Genomic DNA, 16,617 nt, shown 5'->3' with positions numbered 1-16,617 from the left:
CCGCTCTGTATGCTTACTTTGCTGAAAATATTTCAGTCATAGCCAAACACTGTTGGCTGCTGGCTGCCTACTGTTCTCAGAAATGACGCACCCCTCCGACAAACGTGCCTACTTTTTCAAGATTGACACCACAATCAAGAAAATTCGAAATGCCCTGCAAAAACAGTTTAACGACGCTGGTTTCGACCTGACCGTCGATCAGTGGGTATTAATCGACCACCTCTACCGGAATCCCGGTATCAGCCAGAATATGCTGGCCGAGATGACCACCAAAGACGCGCCGACGGTAACGCGCATCATCGACCTGCTGAGTCAGAAGGGCCTGACCGAACGGCGCATGGCCGAAGACGACCGGCGCAAGTTTTCGGTGTATCTGACCGAAGCGGGCGAGGCTAAATATAGTGAGGTGCTGCCCGTGGTATCGGCTATTCGGCGCAAAGGCTGGGGCGATCTAAGCGACGATGATTACCAGCACTTTGTACGCATCATGGATCAGATTTATCAGAATTTTAGCGAGTGAATGTACGGCATTTTTAGTTACGACATCGGCAGCCCGCGCGTGGGCTATAAACACGGTCAGCAGATTCTTGATCTGGAAATTGTAGGGCTATTAGGGTTTTTCAAAGACCTCGGTTTCGACCCGGCAGTATTTGCCCGGCCCGCACTCAACCAATTTATTGCGTTGGGCAAACCCATCTGGCAGGCCGTGGGCGAACGAATCCGGCACCTGCTTAGCGACGATGAGTCGGCCCTGAACGACGTTCGGGCGCAGGTGCTAATTCACGAAGACCGGGCGCGGCTGCACCTGCCGGTTCGCATCGGCGATTACACTGATTTTTACGCGGGTATCTACCACGCCGAAAACGTAGGCCGCATGTTCCGGCCCAACGGCGAACCGCTGCTGCCCAACTATCGGCATTTGCCTGTGGCGTATCATGGTCGTGCATCGAGCATCGTCGTATCCGGCACACCCATACGCCGACCGTCGGGGCAGATGTCGGGGGTTGATGGGCAACCCGTTTTCGGACCATCTCAGGCTCTTGATTTCGAACTGGAAGTAGGGTTGATTATTGGCAAAAGCAACCCGCTGGGCGAGCCGGTGCCGATTGCCGAAGCTGAAGACTATATTTTTGGCATTACCCTGTTCAACGACTGGTCGGCACGCGACATTCAGCGGTGGGAATATCAGCCGCTGGGTCCGTTTCTGGGTAAAAACTTCGGGTCGAGTTTGTCGGCGTGGGTGGTGCCGCTGATCGATCTGGAGCCGTTTCGGGTGGCTGGCCCCGTGCAGGAGCCAACGCCCCTACCCTACCTGCAAACCGCCCGCGACGGGCATTTTGATTTACAGGTAGAAGTAGCTCTCCGGCCATTGGACGGTGATGAAATGATAATCAGTCGTACCAATACCCGGCATCTGTATTGGAGTTTCGCGCAGATGGTGGCGCACCATACCGTCAACGGCTGCAACCTGAACATCGGCGACGTGCTGGCAACCGGCACTATCTCCGGCCCTGACCCCGGCGGCTATGGTTCGCTGCTTGAACTAAGCTGGAACGGCAACCGCCCGCTCAGGCTCTCCGATGGTTCACAACGCACGTTTTTGCAGGACGGCGACACTGTGACGCTGCGCGGCTGGGGAAATAAAAACGGGGTTCGGATTGACCTCGACGAAGTGACAGGTAGTATTTTGCCTGTGTTTCGACCTGCTAAACACCCACAGGCTATCCAATAGTGCATTTTTCGCTGTATCCACCAACTAATGTAATGACACAAACCATCGACCCCGCCGACTTACAACCGCAGGAATTTTATCGGCTGCTCAACAGTACCGTAGCTCCCCGGCCCATTGCCTTCGTCAGTACCGTTAGCCAGGAAGGACACGTTAATCTGGCTCCGTACAGTTTTTTTAATATGTTCGGGTTCAACCCGCCGATTCTGGTGTTTTCGCCCACCCGCAATCGGCACGGTCATAAGAAGCATTCGTTGCTCAACGTCGAAGAAGTACCCGAAGTGGTTATCAACGTGGTCAGTCATGCAATGGTAGAGCAAACGTCGCTGGCGAGCGCGGAATTCGACCGGCACGTGAGCGAGTTTACCAAAGCCGGATTTACCGAACTGCCTTCTGAGCGCGTGAAGCCGCCCCGCGTGGCCGAAGCACTCGTGTCGTTCGAGTGCCGGGTGAGGCAGTTGCTGCCGGTAGGCGACGGCCCCGGTGCCGGAACGCTCGTCATCTGTGAGGTGATACTGGCGCACGTCAATCCCGCCATTTTAACGGAGAAAGGCACCATCGACCCGCACAGGCTCGATTTGGTTGGGCGGCTTGGGGGCGACTGGTACGTGCGGGCCAGCCACGACGCCCTGTTTGAAGTAGGTCGCCCGCAGATGGGCGCAGGCGTCGATGCCCTGCCCGCCAACGTCCGCCAAAGCAACATTCTGACCGGCAACGACCTCGGTAAGCTCGGCAGCATCAGGACACTCCCCACCGCCGACGACGTAGCCGCCTACCGTGCATCGGGTGTGCTGAACGAGTTGTTCGACGAAGCCCGCACGGGTTGTCAGTACCTCCCTGACCTGCTGCACCTTCGCGCTAAACAGTTGCTGGCCGAAAACAACGTTCAGGAAGCGTGGCTGACGCTACTGTCGATTACGGCTTAGTTTTCCAGGGCCGAACAGGCATATCTCTGCTTTCACCAGGCTTATGCTGTGCGTTCGTCTTTAAAATACGAGAAGTTATATATGTTCATGCAGTGGATACGTAAAATGAATGACCGACATGGCAGCACCGCCCGTTGCCCGGTAAAAGCTAACGGCCTCTGTGTCTTCCTGATAGGCTTGTACAAATACTTCCTCCACACCCAGACTACGGCAGTATTGAGTCAACTTCGTCAGTAACTCCGTAGCAATTCCCTTCCGCTGAAACGGTTCGCTAACGGCAATATCATACAGATAAACCACTGGCTTTTCCGAATAATACTGCGTTAGTACGTAGGCCGTTAGCCCACCAACGACCTGCTTGTCGGACCACGCCCCAAAAACAAGAAAATCGGGGCGGGCCAACAGACGTTGTAGGTGTTCGGGCCGGGCACTCGTTACTTTATCGGTTTCGAGAACGTCGCGGAACAGATGAATGAGTTCCATAAACGACGCTACGTCATCGGGCATCAATTTTCTGATTTCGACATTCATCGGGATAGGGTTTTGTGATTAGCATCAAAGCTCCTCTGCCGCGAGCGTATCAGCCAGCTTTAGCGTTATGGGGAGCAGTACGTTCGTCTTCATTTCAACATCTCCACCCGTGCGCATCTCTTTCGTGCTTTGGTGCGATAGCTCGTCGGCGTATTTGACCTTGCCGGTAGCCACCTCCACGAGCCGGGTTTTGAGCGTGGCGGAACCTTGCGTATTGTATTCATCGACTGTCCCCGTCAGCACGTACCTGACCTGAAGCTGCTTGCCAACGCGCACCGCAGCGGCTGTCGAAGCACCGTTCACCGCTTCCAGGTCGGCCTGCGACGCTTCCCTCGTGTGCCGTACATCGTAAATGTCAAACTGGTTGGTTTTCATAAGCCGGAACGCAATGCTGGCCTGAAGCTGCCGCTTAGCCTCTGCCGACATGCCCGACGCCTTCGGGCCGGGCGTAAATTCGACCACCGCCACCCGCGTCCTGTCGTTGTTTCCCACCACTTTTTTCGACGGAGCCTGAGCAAACGCCACGCCCGTCAGCGCGACACCCAAAATAGCTACTGCAACTAAATTCTTCATGATTTTTTTGTTTTGTAAAGAGTAAGAGGAAAGTTCACTGTTTAAGTACCTTGGTCGTGAACGTCTGACGACCGTTGTTCACGTTAATGATATACAACCCGGCGGGTACTGGCATTCCACGTTGGTCAGTACCGTTCCATTGTACGCCATTCGAGTCTGTTGCTACGTTGCTGAGGTTGAACGTTGCGACGGATACACCCGCCGTATTGAGTATGTTCACCGAAACGGGGCCTCCCTCCGCAAACGGGTATTTTATTTCGGTCTGCTCGCGGAACGGATTCGGATACGCCCGCACCCGCGCAATCATTTCCGGGTTTTCGAGCCGCGACTGGTTGCCCATGCTTTCAGCCATCGCTACGTTTCGGGCAACGGATGATTCAGCCGCCCGCCGACCCCTGCCATTCGCCGAACCGATGACGACCTTACCGACCGGTGCCCGTAGCGTTAGGGGCTGGTTGAACGTGACCGCCCCCGGATACGTACCCTTGGCGATATACACTGTATAATCGTCGGGTGTGTGTTGAGCCGCCTGCTGCACCGTGAGGTAGGGCCTGTGAATCTCGCCCGTAGGCTGGTCATATAGACCTTCAAGGTCCACATAAGCTGATTTGTCGGAAAAGAACCGGGCGAGGCCATTCCGAAAACTGTCGCTCTGAAAACCAGGGCCAACGGCGGGATTTTTTCCCTCGTTGCTGCGGTCGTGTACACCGATGGCTACGTTGGAACCCTCGTAAGCAATAGGAGCACCATAGGCCAGGTAATTCGTGGAATACACCACGAACAGGTCACGGTCGTCACTTGCGTAGGGGAGGTCATAGTCCAGGGAGTTGTTCTGCTTCTGCAGGGACGTTTGCGTCAACTGTAGATTTTTGAAATTTAAATTGCCTTCCAGAACAGGGCCATTGTAAGTTCCATAATGAAACAGGTCGACCGACGCGTCCTTCAGTTTGTCAAGGATATAATTGCTTGGGTTTTTGGCAATCCGAAAGTACTCCTGTTGGCGTTCGCCCGGCCTTAGCCCTGTGATGTTATTTGGAAGTGCCTCCACAACTTTCCAACTCACTTTCGAGATCCAACCCTCTCCTTTAAAGACAAACTTATGAGTGCCTTCAGCGGTATTACCGTAATTTACCGGGTACTGGTCCTGAGGGGCCGGGTGTTGGACGGTGGTTCCAACTGAAGGGGGTACGTTGAATTCAATCACATCGTAGCCACCACTTAGGGTCACGATGGCCCCGTTGGGCGCAATCCAGCCCGTACCGGCGGCCTCCACCCCGTCAGTAAACCGCCCCACGGCCTTTGCGTGGGAGTAGGTTTCGGTGAGGCTCGCCGGGGTAGAAACCGCCTGCCGCGCACCCGGCTGCGTTTGCGCTGGCTGACGGTCATTGCTGGCTAAGCGTGCCAATTCGTCGCTCACTTTCATACCACTGATACTGACCATGTTTTGGTCGCCGGGAGCTGTGAACAACGATACATTCACCGATTGGCCGTTGAAATAGGCCGAGCTGTACCGCCAGTTTTCGAGGTCCTGTTTTCTGAGTTCCTGCCGGGTGCCATCGGTGCCGTCGAGCACCAGATAACTGCCTTCGCCGAGTTGCGTACCGGCAAAATACAGCCGCAGAAAGGTCGTGTTGGGCTGCGTCACCCGCGTCAGAAACCGGAGTTGGTCACGGCCTGTCGTGGCACGGTCCGACGTATCGGCTTGATACCGAAACGAATGCGGCACCATTTTCTGAGCCAGCACCGGCACACCGACCGGGCAGAGCAGAATGAAGAGCAAGAGTTTGATTGGATTCATAATTGCTGTGTGGTTAACGTACCTTACTGAAGACTCACCAACACCAGCACCAGCCCCGTACCTGTTTCCAGCGACGTCATGGCTTTGCCGAGGATGGCCCCCTGCGCCCGCCCGCCGTCCGACGCCTTCATGGCATGGCCCGCCGTGGGCGATGTAGTAAGCAGGTCGCCGGGGCGGATGGCTCCATACTGCGCATCGACCCGGCAATAAACGCGTCCCGTCAGGGCCACCGGGTGTTGCCCGCTGGCGAGCGTACCAGCCTGCCCCATCAGCATACCAGGCTGTACGTCGCCCGCACCGCTCACGATACCGGCCACCGTTTTGTCGTAGGCTTGCCGCGCTACTCGCAGTTGCCCCGGTTTGTTAGGGTCGATGCTGACCACCGTGCCCGGCACGAGTGTTTCGTCTGCTTCGATATCGAAGTGTTCGGCAAAGTCAGCACCGCCCGTAATTTCGAGGATTTTCGTGCTGGTCGTACCATTTACATGCAAGGTTTTAGAGGGCGTTGTGAGGCCGATACCTACGTTCCCGGCGGGCGTGATGACCATTGTGGCGTCGCTGGAATTGGCCGTTTTCGAGAACACCAGCTTACCGGCACCGGCCCCCCAGTTGCTGTTGGCCACGCCAATCCGCCAGGCCGCTCCACTGCCACCGGGATTGATCAGTTTCAACTGCATATCGCTCTCCGACGCTACGCTGAACCGAGCTTCGTTGTCGGTGGTGCCGACTTTCACGCGCCCTCCGCCGTTGGCCAGCAGGATGTCTTTATCCGACTCATTATTCAGGTACAGCGGGTCGCTGCTTTCCATCTGGTTGCCATCGAGGGCCAGCATGTGGATATTGCCGCCTACTCGCGAGTGCAGGCGCAGGGCACCGTCCACCACAGAATTGCCCGATTTGGTCACGTTTTTTCCGTAGATGGTAAATTCGACCGGGTTGTCGAGATTGATGCCCAACCGGGCCATATCAGGGGACATGGCAAACATCAGGTCGCCGTTGTGCCGGATGCGAAAGTGGTCTTCGTTGTTGATGGACCAGATGTTAGACGTTGCCCCTAAACTTCGTCGCAGTTCGAGACCTGCTGCGTGACTGGAGAGGGATGCACCGCCATAGGAAGTGACGCGGATGTAATTTTCTCCTAATTGAAATGATTCTAAGCTCCGCGCAGGTCCGGTGAGGCCGATACCGACTTTCACATTGGTCGCCGTGTAGAGGTTATTGCCGGATGTTTGCCATTGCTGGGCCAGCAGTTGAGTGGGGTTGAACAGAAAGCCTGCTAAACAGACTTTTACAGAGAGGTGTGCAAAGGAAGTACGCATGATTGTTAAGTGTATTGGTTTGGAAAATGTAGGATATGGCTTCCCCAACCCGGAGCAGACTCCTGCTCCGGCCATACGGCATTACTACGTTGTGGGAAGGCGGTTAGGCCAAATCAGATGTTCGGTACGGCCAGATAGACCTCAATAATGCGGGGCGTCATGGAGACGATGCGGATGCCGCCGTAAAGATGCTGCTCAGTCAGCTTGAAGAGGAATAAATCACCCTGCTGATACACCGGAGGCTCGTTGCTGTTATCTACCCAGTAGGTTTCAAACTTATCTGGCCTCTCTGTCACTAATGCTGGATGGTCTGAACCGGATTATAAAAATAGACTTGGTTGAACCAGGTGGCTTCCATTTGACCACCAGAACAGCACACGCGAGGCATTTCGTCCAGCAGCGTAGTAGACGTCTCTAATTTGGTGTTGTGATACAAATTGAAATTGGTCTTATACGTAGTGGCAGCCGGTCGGCTGTTGAGGAAGTCGAAACTGTTGAGCACCCCGTTCGATAGCGTAAACACCGTCGGAATCTTGTTCTGGTCGGTACCGCCCGGATAGTTCGGCCATTCGATCCGCCAGGTGAGCGTTTTGAGCTGGGCATACTTACTATCTTCAGGAACAAACGTCTGCTTAGTAATGGTCGGGTATGGCAGGGGTTGCCCTCCCGGACTGTCTTTGTAGCCGCCGGGACCTTCCGGGGGCGTGTTGGGCACAAACCCGTCGGCCCGTGCCGTCAGGTCTTGTCGCTGGATAAAGCGTTCTTCGCATCCGCTGAGTGCCATCAGCAAGAGCGAAAAAGCGATGGATACTCTCACAACTTTCATGATAATGTGTGTAAAAAAACGAGAAATTAGCTGCCTTCTGCTTACAGGTGATTCGGCGATTACCTTACGGTGACAAAGGTATTGCCAGCTCTCAGGCGGGGGCTAACACGGATTTCCCAAAAAATAGCACGGATGTAACACGAGAAGTTCATAATTATAAATACCTGATTATTAACACTTTATATCCAGCTAAACTACCTCTGGCGTGTTGCTGACGCAAAGGAGACGCAAAGGGGATGATGGCTGACGCAAAGGAGACGCAAAGGGTTGCGTCTCTACATTTGATCGTCCCGTGTACAGACGCAACCCTTTGCGTCTCCTTTGCGCCAGCCATACATACGGCATAATACATTAACAGATTTCCTTACGAGATGCTATAATTCTAAATAGGTTCATTACAAATCTGTAGCCTTCACTTCCTTCTGCCTGACGTACTCAGACGGCAACACACCAAACTGTTCTTTAAAGCATTTGGCGAAGTAGGAAAGGTGCGTGAACCCAGACAGATAAGCGGCTTCAGTAATTTGAATGCCGGGTTGCTTCAACAGGTCGGCGGCCCGTTGAAGCCGGATGTAGCGGATAAAATCGGAGGCCGACTGGTTGGTGAGAGCCTTCAGCTTGCGGTGCAACTGCATCCGACTCATGCCCATTTCTCTCTGAAGGGTCTCCACGCTGAACCGCTCATCGGCCATGTGTTCGTCGATGATGCGGATGGTTTTCTCCAGAAACTCGGCCTCCCGGTCGCGGATGGGTGCGCCTGTCGGTTGCATGATCACTTCCCGGCTGTATTTCTTGCGCAACACATCGCGCTGGGTAAGCAGGCTGTTTATACGGGCTACCAGTTCGTCCAGTGCAAACGGCTTGGCTAAGTACTGCTCGGCCCCGCCCTCAAAGCCTTCTTTGCGCGAATCGACATCGTCTTTGGCCGTCAGCAGAATAACTGGTATGTGGCTGGTGAGATCGTCTTCTTTCAGGTGACGGGTCATCGCAAAACCGTCCATCACCGGCATCATTACGTCGGAGATAATCAGGTCGGGAATTACCTGACGAGCCAGTTGCAATCCTTCGTCGCCCCGCATGGCCTGCACAACCCGGAAACGGTCGGCGAGTTGCTGGCGGAGGTAATCGTTCAATTCAGGGTGGTCTTCCACCAGCAGCAGCGTGGGCTTATCCTCCTGACTGACATCGGTTTGCTGGTTCTCTGCCAATGATTCAGAAGCAGCTACGTCGCTGTGGAGGGGTTGCCCGGTAAACGCAGCGGGCATCGTTACCTGTAGGCCGTCTGCCACCTGTGCTACGTCGCCTTTCAGCGGCAACCAGACTACGAAGGTGGTGCCCAGACCGGGCTGACTCGCTACGTTGATCGAGCCTTCGCACAAATCGACCAATTCTTTGGTCAACGCCAGCCCCAGGCCGCTACCCTCAAACGTTCGCGTTCGTGAGGGATCAACCTGGTAGAAGCGGTCGAAGATGCGGGTTTGCAGCGATTCGGGAATGCCGATGCCCGTGTCGCTGACCACCAGCCGAAGGCCGGTAGCCGGTTCTATGTTGGCAGATAGCGTTACCCCTCCCCCCGCCGGGGTAAACTTGATGGCGTTGGACAGCAGGTTATACACAATTTTTTCGAGCTTATCGCGGTCGAAATCCGCCACCCATTCGGTGTCGGGCAAGTCAATTTGATACGTTATCTGCTTACTCGCAGCCATCGGCTGGAAGTACTGCGCCGTCTGCCGAAGAAAGCGAATCAGATGACCCCGTTGCCGGTTCAGGGTGAGCATCCCCATTTCGGCCTTTGCCAGATCGAGCAGTTGATTCACCAACCGGAGCAGTCGGTTGGCGTTACGTTCCATCATGTGGGTTTCTTCGGGGCTGATGGCTTCCCGTTTTTGCAGCGGGGCCAGAATCAGTTGAAGTGGGGTGCGAAACTCGTGCGAAATGTTGGCAAAAAACTGCGACTTTACCTGGTCTAATTTCCGCATATATTCTGCTTCGATTTGCAGAATTTTGGCCTTTTTCGCTTCTTCATCGGCCAGAGCCTGCGCAATTTTACTGCTACAGATGGCCGCAATGGTTTGCAGGGCTTCCCGGTGGTATTCCTTAAAAAAACCTCTCTCAGGATGCTCCGAGTCGATTACGCCGATAACCTTGTTCTGAAGCAACAGCGGTACGGCCAGTTCCGAGTAGCGTATTTCGTCGTCCACGACATAGCGCGGGTCATGCGTAGTATCAGCTACAATTTCGGGCCTGCCCGTTCGGGCTACGCTCCCTACAATGCCTTCGCCAAGCGGAATTTCTATCGGGTTGAAAATAGCGTAAGCTTCCGGGTTTTTATTGCCATAGGCGGCTTTCTGAATGAGGGCCGTTTGGTCATCGTTGAGCAGGTAGATTACGCAATCGACGAAGCCCAGCCGGGCAATGCAGTTTTTAGCCACGTCCCACAGTATTTCGTCTACCGTGTTTTTGCCATAGAGCGACGTAGCGAAGTAGTTGATTGTTTCGTCAACTTCCTGCCGGAGTTGCAGACTTCGCGAAAGCTGGTATTGTTCGTTTTCCAGCAAAAGTTGCTTATTGCGCTGCCGGAGCTTATACCGATTAAACAGCAGATAGCCAATCAGCCCACTCAGCAGGGCTAAGGCAATGAGCGCGACGATGAGCGTGCGCTGCTGGCTGAGCGACGCCTGCTGGGCTTCCAGACGGAGTTTCTGCACGCTCAGTTCGCGGTCTTTCTGTTCGCCCTGATATCGCGCCTGCATATCCGCAATCTGCTTTGATAACTCCGCCGACCGTAAGCTGTCTGACAGGTGGTTATATAGCTCATAAAAGCTCAGGGCCTGTTCTTGATTGCTTAAGGCTGCGTGGATAATAGGCAGTAGCGATAGTGCCTGTTCTTCAAGGTGTTTCGCCTGGAAATGGCGGGCTGTCGTCAACGCTTTCTGTGCGTAGGGCAGTGCCTCCCCAAAGCGTTTCTGCTCAAGAAACAGCCGGGTAAGGTCGAGATACGAAATGGCTATGTTACGCTTATCATTATTTTTAAGGTCAACGGCGAGCGACCGGTTGTAGTACTCCAGTGCTTTGTCGTACTGCTTTCGGATACGATAGACCATGCCCAGGTTATGGAACGTATTCCCCACTCCCTGTTCGTCGCCGAGCGTCTGATTGATCTGGAGTGATTTCAGATGGTATTGCAGTGCACGGTCGTAGTCTTCCTGGTCGAAGTAAACATTGCCGAGGTTGCCATAAATAGCCGCTAATTGCGGGCTAAATCCATGCTCCTGCGCTATTTTTTCCGCCCGCACGTTGGCTTCGACACTGGCAGAATACTGCTTGAGATACCGGTTTATGATGCCCAACCCGATGTACATTTTGCAGGTTTCCTTGTGCTCGCCCAGCTTTATGAAAATAGCGATTCCCGCCTTGCTCGCTTCAAGGGCGCGGGTATATTCACTACGTTCGGCATGGATGCGAGTCAGGAGTTGGTACGCTTTCCCTTCAGATAATGCGAGGTGATTTCTTTTTGCCAGTGTCAGGGCGGTTTTCGCAGCAGTCAGGGCTTGTTCGGGTTGGGAAGAAGTGAGTTGCTCAGCTCGTGCGAGGTGCCGATCTACTGTATTCCGTGCGGCATCAGGCTGTGCCAGCAACGACGAAACCCCGGCGCAGACGAGAATGGAAACTACCAGAAATAGGCGTAAACGCATAGCTGTCAGCGAAGGCCGTAGCACACAAAGCCCTTCACTAACAGAAATTTAAGAACTTATTCCGGTATCCCACCACTGAAAAGCGGCTTTGTCGGTGAACAACGCGCGGGGCAAACCGTTCTTTCTACGAATAGATCAACAGACTATGAAAACAAGTACAGCGGGAACCCTATTATTGGCTGCGTGTTTACTGACGGCTTGTGGCAATGACGCCAAAGACAAGGCGCAGGAACAAAACGAAGCCCGCATCGACAAACAGGCTACGGCCATGAGCGACGATGCCAAGAAAGAGGCCAAACAAGTAGCTGGCTACATGGTCGATTTGTTCAGCATGGGCCTTACCGAGTATGAATTGAGCAAGATAGCCCTCCAGAAGGCTACCAACCCCGAAGTCAGATCATACGCGCAACAGGCCATGAACGCCCATCAGCAGAGCGAAAAAAGCCTGCGCGACGCGGCCCGGCAACTTAACGTGACGCTGCCCGCCGGGCTGTCGGACGATGGCGAAGATCGTGTTAGCGAGTTGCAGAACACAAAAGCAGGCACTGCCTTCGATATTCAATACCTCAAAGAGATGGGGACCGTTAACAACAAGACCATCGACCTTGCCAAAGACCTGCGCGACGACGCTCCCACCGATCAGGTTCGCGACATAGCAAAGAAAATTCTGGCCGACGACAACACGCACAAAGACCGCGCAAAACAGTTGAAAAACGTGTTGGAGTAATCAGGCTGATTCAATCTTGTTCTCCACTGGATTCAGATACCATCTCAATCTGATCGAGTTCGCTGAGTTATGCCAGGCCAACAGTAAAGTAAAAAGTAAGCGTATTTACGACCCGATGTTTCCGGGTTCGTATCAAGAATTTACAAACTTCTTTTACACCCAAAAGTACCTGTATTGTGAGCGAAATTTTGAAGCAAAGCGGGTTGATACGGCCTTCTTCTCTCAGAGTTGCTGCAATTGGGTTTTGTTCTTCTTTATATAAAAATTACTTTCCACTAAGTCCTAATTTGTTATGCAAACCATGCTTTTCTAAGCTGTACAAGAAAGCACTCATCAAATCTAAAATATCACATAATTTTATGCCTTTTCTTCCTAAATCACTTGATTCAGGTATAAAATGCGTGGCGTTAGCATAATACGATATATCTTTGTCGTACTGCTGCCAACCAAGTCTAATACCAATAACATTGCTAAATACATGTGCTTTGGGATCTTCTATTGAATTCTGATCGCCGGAGCTTGCGGCATCGTTGTTAAAAAAAATATTAATAGGATTATGCAAGTTAAACAATACTTTGCTCGCTATACACACTACACTGATTATTTTATCAATATCATCTTGCGCCCAAAAACTTACGTTTGAATTATTTTTAGATAAATATTCAATATCTCTCTTCAATCTAACGTAATCACCACACATTATTGAAAGCATTTTTATAACTTTCAAAATTGGCAGATCACCTGAACTAACATATAAGCCAACAGTCTTACCATCAAGGATTTTAGCTACCCTTCCAAGCTTTAAAATGGACATTCCTTCAGATTCACTACGCGGAAAAGGGTAACGAGTGTTAATAGTATTTCTTGTTATGTCGAAAGGTTCAAAAAGTTCTTTTTTTAAGAATACTTTCGCTTTGATTAGATTTCGCACAGTTAATTTCTCCTGTGCGACTAATTCTCTAAGAATTGATTTCAGAATAAACTCACATCCATCATCATTTAACAAAGGAGCAATAACGCTATCGCAGAAAAAGTTTACTGCCTTTTCGTTGTCAAACCTAAAAATATCTTGCGAATAGAATTTGTCAATGTAGCCTTCAAAATCTACTTCAGCTCCATATCTATGCTCAAAAATTTTTTTAATATTATCAATATCACACACAACGATTACCTTACTAAAACCAAATTTATTATCAGAATCAAAGTTCTCATTATGAACACTAAGAATATTTAAAATTCTGAAAATGTGTTCAGGGTCTAATCTATCTAAATCATCAATAATAAGTACAGTTTGATTTTTGGAATTTAAATATTCAATACAACCTCGAATTATCTTTGTCACAATATCATCCTCATAAATACTACCCTTCAACTGCATAGAGTTGTCTATATAATCTTCGATAACACTAAGATCAGTTTTATGTAATGGCTCAAATTTCTTTTTGAACTCATTAAATTTATCTAAGCCATCTTTTAGACCTATAAGCCCACCTTTAATACTCTCCGCAAATGGAACTATTGGACTGACTATACTCAACAATAATTCAACGGCCTTAACAGGAGAGCTTTTTATGTATTCATAAATAAATTTATCATCGCCTAATTTAATTTTCGTACTATCAACAAGTAAAGGGTATCTTAACAATTGATTAACAATATCTATTTTAATGTATTCAAAGATATTTTCATTCCCGCTAACTACATAATTAACGGGAGAAATATAAAAGCAAGAATATTTAAGCTCGCGCTCGTTAAAGAAACTTTTTAGAAAGTAAGATTTACCTGAACCAAATTTCCCTGAAAATAATATGCGCTTGTTGTATTGATCGCCAACATAATTATCAAATAACTCAACAACAGGGGTTATGCTAACAATCATATCAGTATCGATCTACAAAAATGTTACAATTGTACCACAAAAAAGCCGCAAAACAGGCTGTTTTGCGGCTTTTGCTCCCGAAGCTGGGCTCGAACCAGCGACCCTCTGATTAACAGTCAGATGCTCTAACCGACTGAGCTATTCGGGAGTGTGTCGGTTAATGTGGGTGCAAAAGTAGGGCTGAAAGTGATACTGCGCAAGTTTGTCCCGCAAAAAATGATAAAAAAATGGGCTTACTTACCCGGTAGCTTTCAACGCGCCTGACAATCAGCGGACTGGATAATTGCCGTTGGTAGGGCCACCGAATGCGTCGGGGCGGTTGCTCGGTACGTTTTGCAGAATCAGTTCCTTTACCCGGCGAGCATCGCCCTTGGTGAAGTTTTGGATGATAATTTCGGGCCGGGCACGCGGAATGATGCGGATCGTTGAAAAGAATATACCATTGTCGATTTCTACGCCCGAAATGTCGGAGTAGAACACGAAGTTGTCGGTACCGCCAATGAGCTTTTTGACGCGGAACGTAACACCCTTGTCGTTAAACTCAATCACATCACGCCGGATGGGGTCCTTGAAACTGCTGGAAGAAAAACGCTCGTTCATATGTGTCTCGAACTGTGATTCGTGGGATTAGGCTGACTGACTCTGATTATTTTCAATTCATCGCCGAAGGCGAAGTAATCAAAGTCAGTCAGCCTAATCCCACGAATCACAGTTCACTTTTTTGGTATGTAAATCACTTTTTTAGTCTCGAAAAACGGTTCGCTAAAGTAGTCAGAAAGCTCGAAAACCCGGTAACGGTCGGGTATTTCGGCGAGTTCTTCAGCTAAATCGCCCCCTTTCAGGTATAAAACCCCGTTCCGCCGGTCGTTGTTGCCATTTTTCAGAATCTTATACCGCACCCAGCCCAGAAACGGCTTCAGGCGCGTAACAGCCCGGCTTACCACAAAATCGTAGGTGGTATCAAGTTGTTCTACGCGGGCCTGTTCGGCCTTTACGTTGGTCAGACCGAGTGCATCGGACACTTCCTGCACTACCTTTATTTTCTTACCGATGCTATCGACCAGATGAAAATCGACCAGTGGAAATAGAATCGCCAGCGGAATGCCTGGAAACCCGCCCCCTGTACCAACATCGAGCACTTCGGTGCCAGGCTTGAATGCAACCACCTTCGCGATACCGAGCGAGTGCACTATATGCTTTTCGTATAACGCATCGATGTCCTGCCGCGAAATCACGTTGATTTTAGCGTTCCAGTCGCGGTAAAGCCCATCGAGAGCCGCAAACTGCTCACGCTGCCGCTCGGTTAGATTAGGGAAGTATTTTAAGATCAACTCCATTTTGTAAAAGCAAAACATTTGGCTACCTCACCAGGCGTATTTTTTCTTCTTTCGGCGAAATAGCGTTCGCAGCCCGGCGAAACCGTAATAAATGGCAAGCATTGTGTCAACAACGGGCATGATCCCCCAGTGAACCGTATGGGCCAGCCGGTAGCTGATGCGCCCGACGATACCCCAGAATAATAGCCATCGACATGCGAACAAGCCCGCTGCAATAAGCAAAAGTAGCCATTCGTCGGGTGTAAACGGTTGCTGGAGCAGTTCTTTTACCAGCAGCACCACCCCGGCAACCAACGCCAGCACCCACGTCAACACGTGCGAGCCAACCAGCAGGCCAAGCCGCCGTTTATGGCCGGGTCTGTAATACTGTCCTACGTTCAGGTGCCGCCGTTTCTGCGTCCGCCACGCGGCCCAGGTCTCTTTCGGCTGCGACCACGTAAACGTGTCGGGGTCGAGGCAAACGGCAGTATTTCGAGACGTAGCTACCTCATTGACAAACAGATCGTCGTCGCCACCGAGTACGTTTTTGTGGGTATAAAAGCCTTTATTGTCGAAGAATAATTTTGTTCGATACGCCAGATTGCGCCCCACACCCATGTAGGGTCGACCGGCCAGTGCCAGCGAGAAATACTGCACCGCCGTGAATAACGTTTCGGACCGGATCAGCAGATTCAGCAAACCAGCCCGACGTTCGTAGGGCGAAAAACCCAGCACCAGCGATTTAGCAGGATTGGTCAGCCCGGCTACCATACCTGCCAGCCAGCCATCAGACGCGGGTCGGCAGTCGGCGTCGGTGAGCAGTACGGTAGGGTATCTGGCTTTTTTCAGCGCGATGGTCAGCGCGTATTTTTTGGGCGTAACGTGTTCATGCTCGCCATCGATATGAATAAACCGGACATGTTCCAGGCCAGCAACTTCGTTTTCCAAGTAGGTATCGGTGCCGTCGGTCGAGCGGTCGTCCATTACCAGCACCTCGAATTCTGGGTACTGTTGTGCATTCAGCAGCGGCAGCAGTTCGGTCAGGTTAGCGAGTTCGTTGTGGGCGCAAACAACCACAGTTATGCCCGGCGTGGATTCGCCCGGCGTGGACTCGCCAGACCCATACTCCGGTTGTTTATAAAAAGCCGTTCGGGAAAATACAAAGAGAATAAAAAAGAGCTGGACACTCAGTGTCACCAGCCAGGCGATCAGCAATGCCGTAATCACAAAAAGAGGAAACGTTTACCCGGTAGTTGATTGATTTTCTGCATGAAACCGCAAAGATAAGGATGGAACAC

The 16,617-nt window shown here is 51.3% G+C and carries 15 protein-coding genes and 1 tRNA gene; 4 read left to right on the top strand and 12 right to left on the bottom strand.

Annotated features, from left to right (window positions below; genetic code table 11):
- Positions 1–82: 82 nt before the first annotated feature.
- From AWR27_RS00910 to AWR27_RS00900, 3 genes are read left to right on the top strand one after another with little or no spacing between them, the layout of a single operon-like run.
- Complete coding sequence (locus AWR27_RS00910) at positions 83–520, top strand: MarR family winged helix-turn-helix transcriptional regulator (protein WP_077129457.1); 438 nt, start codon at positions 83–85, stop codon at positions 518–520.
- Positions 521–1,732, top strand: a complete 1,212-nt coding sequence (gene fahA / locus AWR27_RS00905; protein WP_077129456.1) for a fumarylacetoacetase — start codon at positions 521–523, stop codon at positions 1,730–1,732.
- Between the two features lie 32 nt (positions 1,733–1,764).
- On the top strand, positions 1,765–2,655 hold the full coding sequence (locus AWR27_RS00900; protein WP_077133718.1) for a flavin reductase family protein: 891 nt from the start codon (positions 1,765–1,767) through the stop codon (positions 2,653–2,655).
- 75 nt (positions 2,656–2,730) lie between these two features.
- Here AWR27_RS00900 and AWR27_RS00895 read toward each other — a convergent pair whose 3' ends face one another.
- From AWR27_RS00895 to AWR27_RS00870, 7 genes are all read right to left on the bottom strand, one after another.
- Positions 2,731–3,186 (bottom strand): GNAT family N-acetyltransferase, encoded by a 456-nt coding sequence (locus AWR27_RS00895; RefSeq protein ID WP_077129455.1) that lies wholly within the window; start codon positions 3,184–3,186, stop codon positions 2,731–2,733.
- A 24-nt stretch (positions 3,187–3,210) separates the two neighbouring features.
- Positions 3,211–3,759 (bottom strand): hypothetical protein, encoded by a 549-nt coding sequence (locus AWR27_RS00890; RefSeq protein WP_077129454.1) that lies wholly within the window; start codon positions 3,757–3,759, stop codon positions 3,211–3,213.
- Positions 3,760–3,793: 34 nt separating this feature from the next.
- Entirely contained in the window at positions 3,794–5,557 is a 1,764-nt protein-coding gene (locus tag AWR27_RS00885; protein ID WP_077129453.1) for a T9SS type A sorting domain-containing protein, read from the bottom strand.
- 23 nt (positions 5,558–5,580) lie between these two features.
- Positions 5,581–6,876: a hypothetical protein gene (locus AWR27_RS00880; RefSeq protein ID WP_077129452.1), complete on the bottom strand. Its 1,296-nt coding sequence runs from the start codon at positions 6,874–6,876 to the stop codon at positions 5,581–5,583.
- A gap of 113 nt (positions 6,877–6,989) precedes the next feature.
- Complete coding sequence (locus AWR27_RS25635; RefSeq protein ID WP_232325938.1) at positions 6,990–7,172, bottom strand: hypothetical protein; 183 nt, start codon at positions 7,170–7,172, stop codon at positions 6,990–6,992.
- Positions 7,172–7,702, bottom strand: coding sequence for a hypothetical protein (locus tag AWR27_RS00875; protein WP_232325937.1), 531 nt, complete (start codon positions 7,700–7,702; stop codon positions 7,172–7,174). The genes AWR27_RS25635 and AWR27_RS00875 overlap by 1 nt, the downstream gene beginning before the upstream one ends.
- A gap of 395 nt (positions 7,703–8,097) precedes the next feature.
- A complete protein-coding gene (locus AWR27_RS00870) occupies positions 8,098–11,397 on the bottom strand; it encodes a tetratricopeptide repeat protein (protein ID WP_077129451.1) in 3,300 nt (1,099 codons plus the stop codon).
- Between the two features lie 145 nt (positions 11,398–11,542).
- Here AWR27_RS00870 and AWR27_RS00865 point away from each other — a divergent pair, with 145 nt between their 5' ends.
- Positions 11,543–12,124, top strand: coding sequence for a DUF4142 domain-containing protein (locus AWR27_RS00865; protein WP_077129450.1), 582 nt, complete (start codon positions 11,543–11,545; stop codon positions 12,122–12,124).
- A 265-nt stretch (positions 12,125–12,389) separates the two neighbouring features.
- Here AWR27_RS00865 and AWR27_RS00855 read toward each other — a convergent pair whose 3' ends face one another.
- From AWR27_RS00855 to AWR27_RS00835, 5 genes are all read right to left on the bottom strand, one after another.
- Positions 12,390–14,003, bottom strand: a complete 1,614-nt coding sequence (locus tag AWR27_RS00855; RefSeq protein WP_077129448.1) for a P-loop NTPase fold protein — start codon at positions 14,001–14,003, stop codon at positions 12,390–12,392.
- A gap of 74 nt (positions 14,004–14,077) precedes the next feature.
- Positions 14,078–14,151: transfer RNA gene (locus AWR27_RS00850), tRNA-Asn, on the bottom strand.
- A gap of 119 nt (positions 14,152–14,270) precedes the next feature.
- Entirely contained in the window at positions 14,271–14,603 is a 333-nt protein-coding gene (locus AWR27_RS00845; protein ID WP_077129447.1) for a hypothetical protein, read from the bottom strand.
- 113 nt (positions 14,604–14,716) lie between these two features.
- Positions 14,717–15,340, bottom strand: coding sequence for a 16S rRNA (guanine(527)-N(7))-methyltransferase RsmG (gene rsmG / locus AWR27_RS00840; protein WP_077133717.1), 624 nt, complete (start codon positions 15,338–15,340; stop codon positions 14,717–14,719).
- Positions 15,341–15,367: 27 nt separating this feature from the next.
- Positions 15,368–16,546 (bottom strand): glycosyltransferase, encoded by a 1,179-nt coding sequence (locus AWR27_RS00835; protein WP_077129446.1) that lies wholly within the window; start codon positions 16,544–16,546, stop codon positions 15,368–15,370.
- Positions 16,547–16,617 lie beyond the last annotated feature (71 nt).

The organism is Spirosoma montaniterrae, assembly GCF_001988955.1.
Classification (GTDB): domain Bacteria; phylum Bacteroidota; class Bacteroidia; order Cytophagales; family Spirosomataceae; genus Spirosoma; species Spirosoma montaniterrae.
Note: the sequence above shows the minus strand (reverse complement) of the source record. Positions and strands in the feature narration are given on the sequence as shown.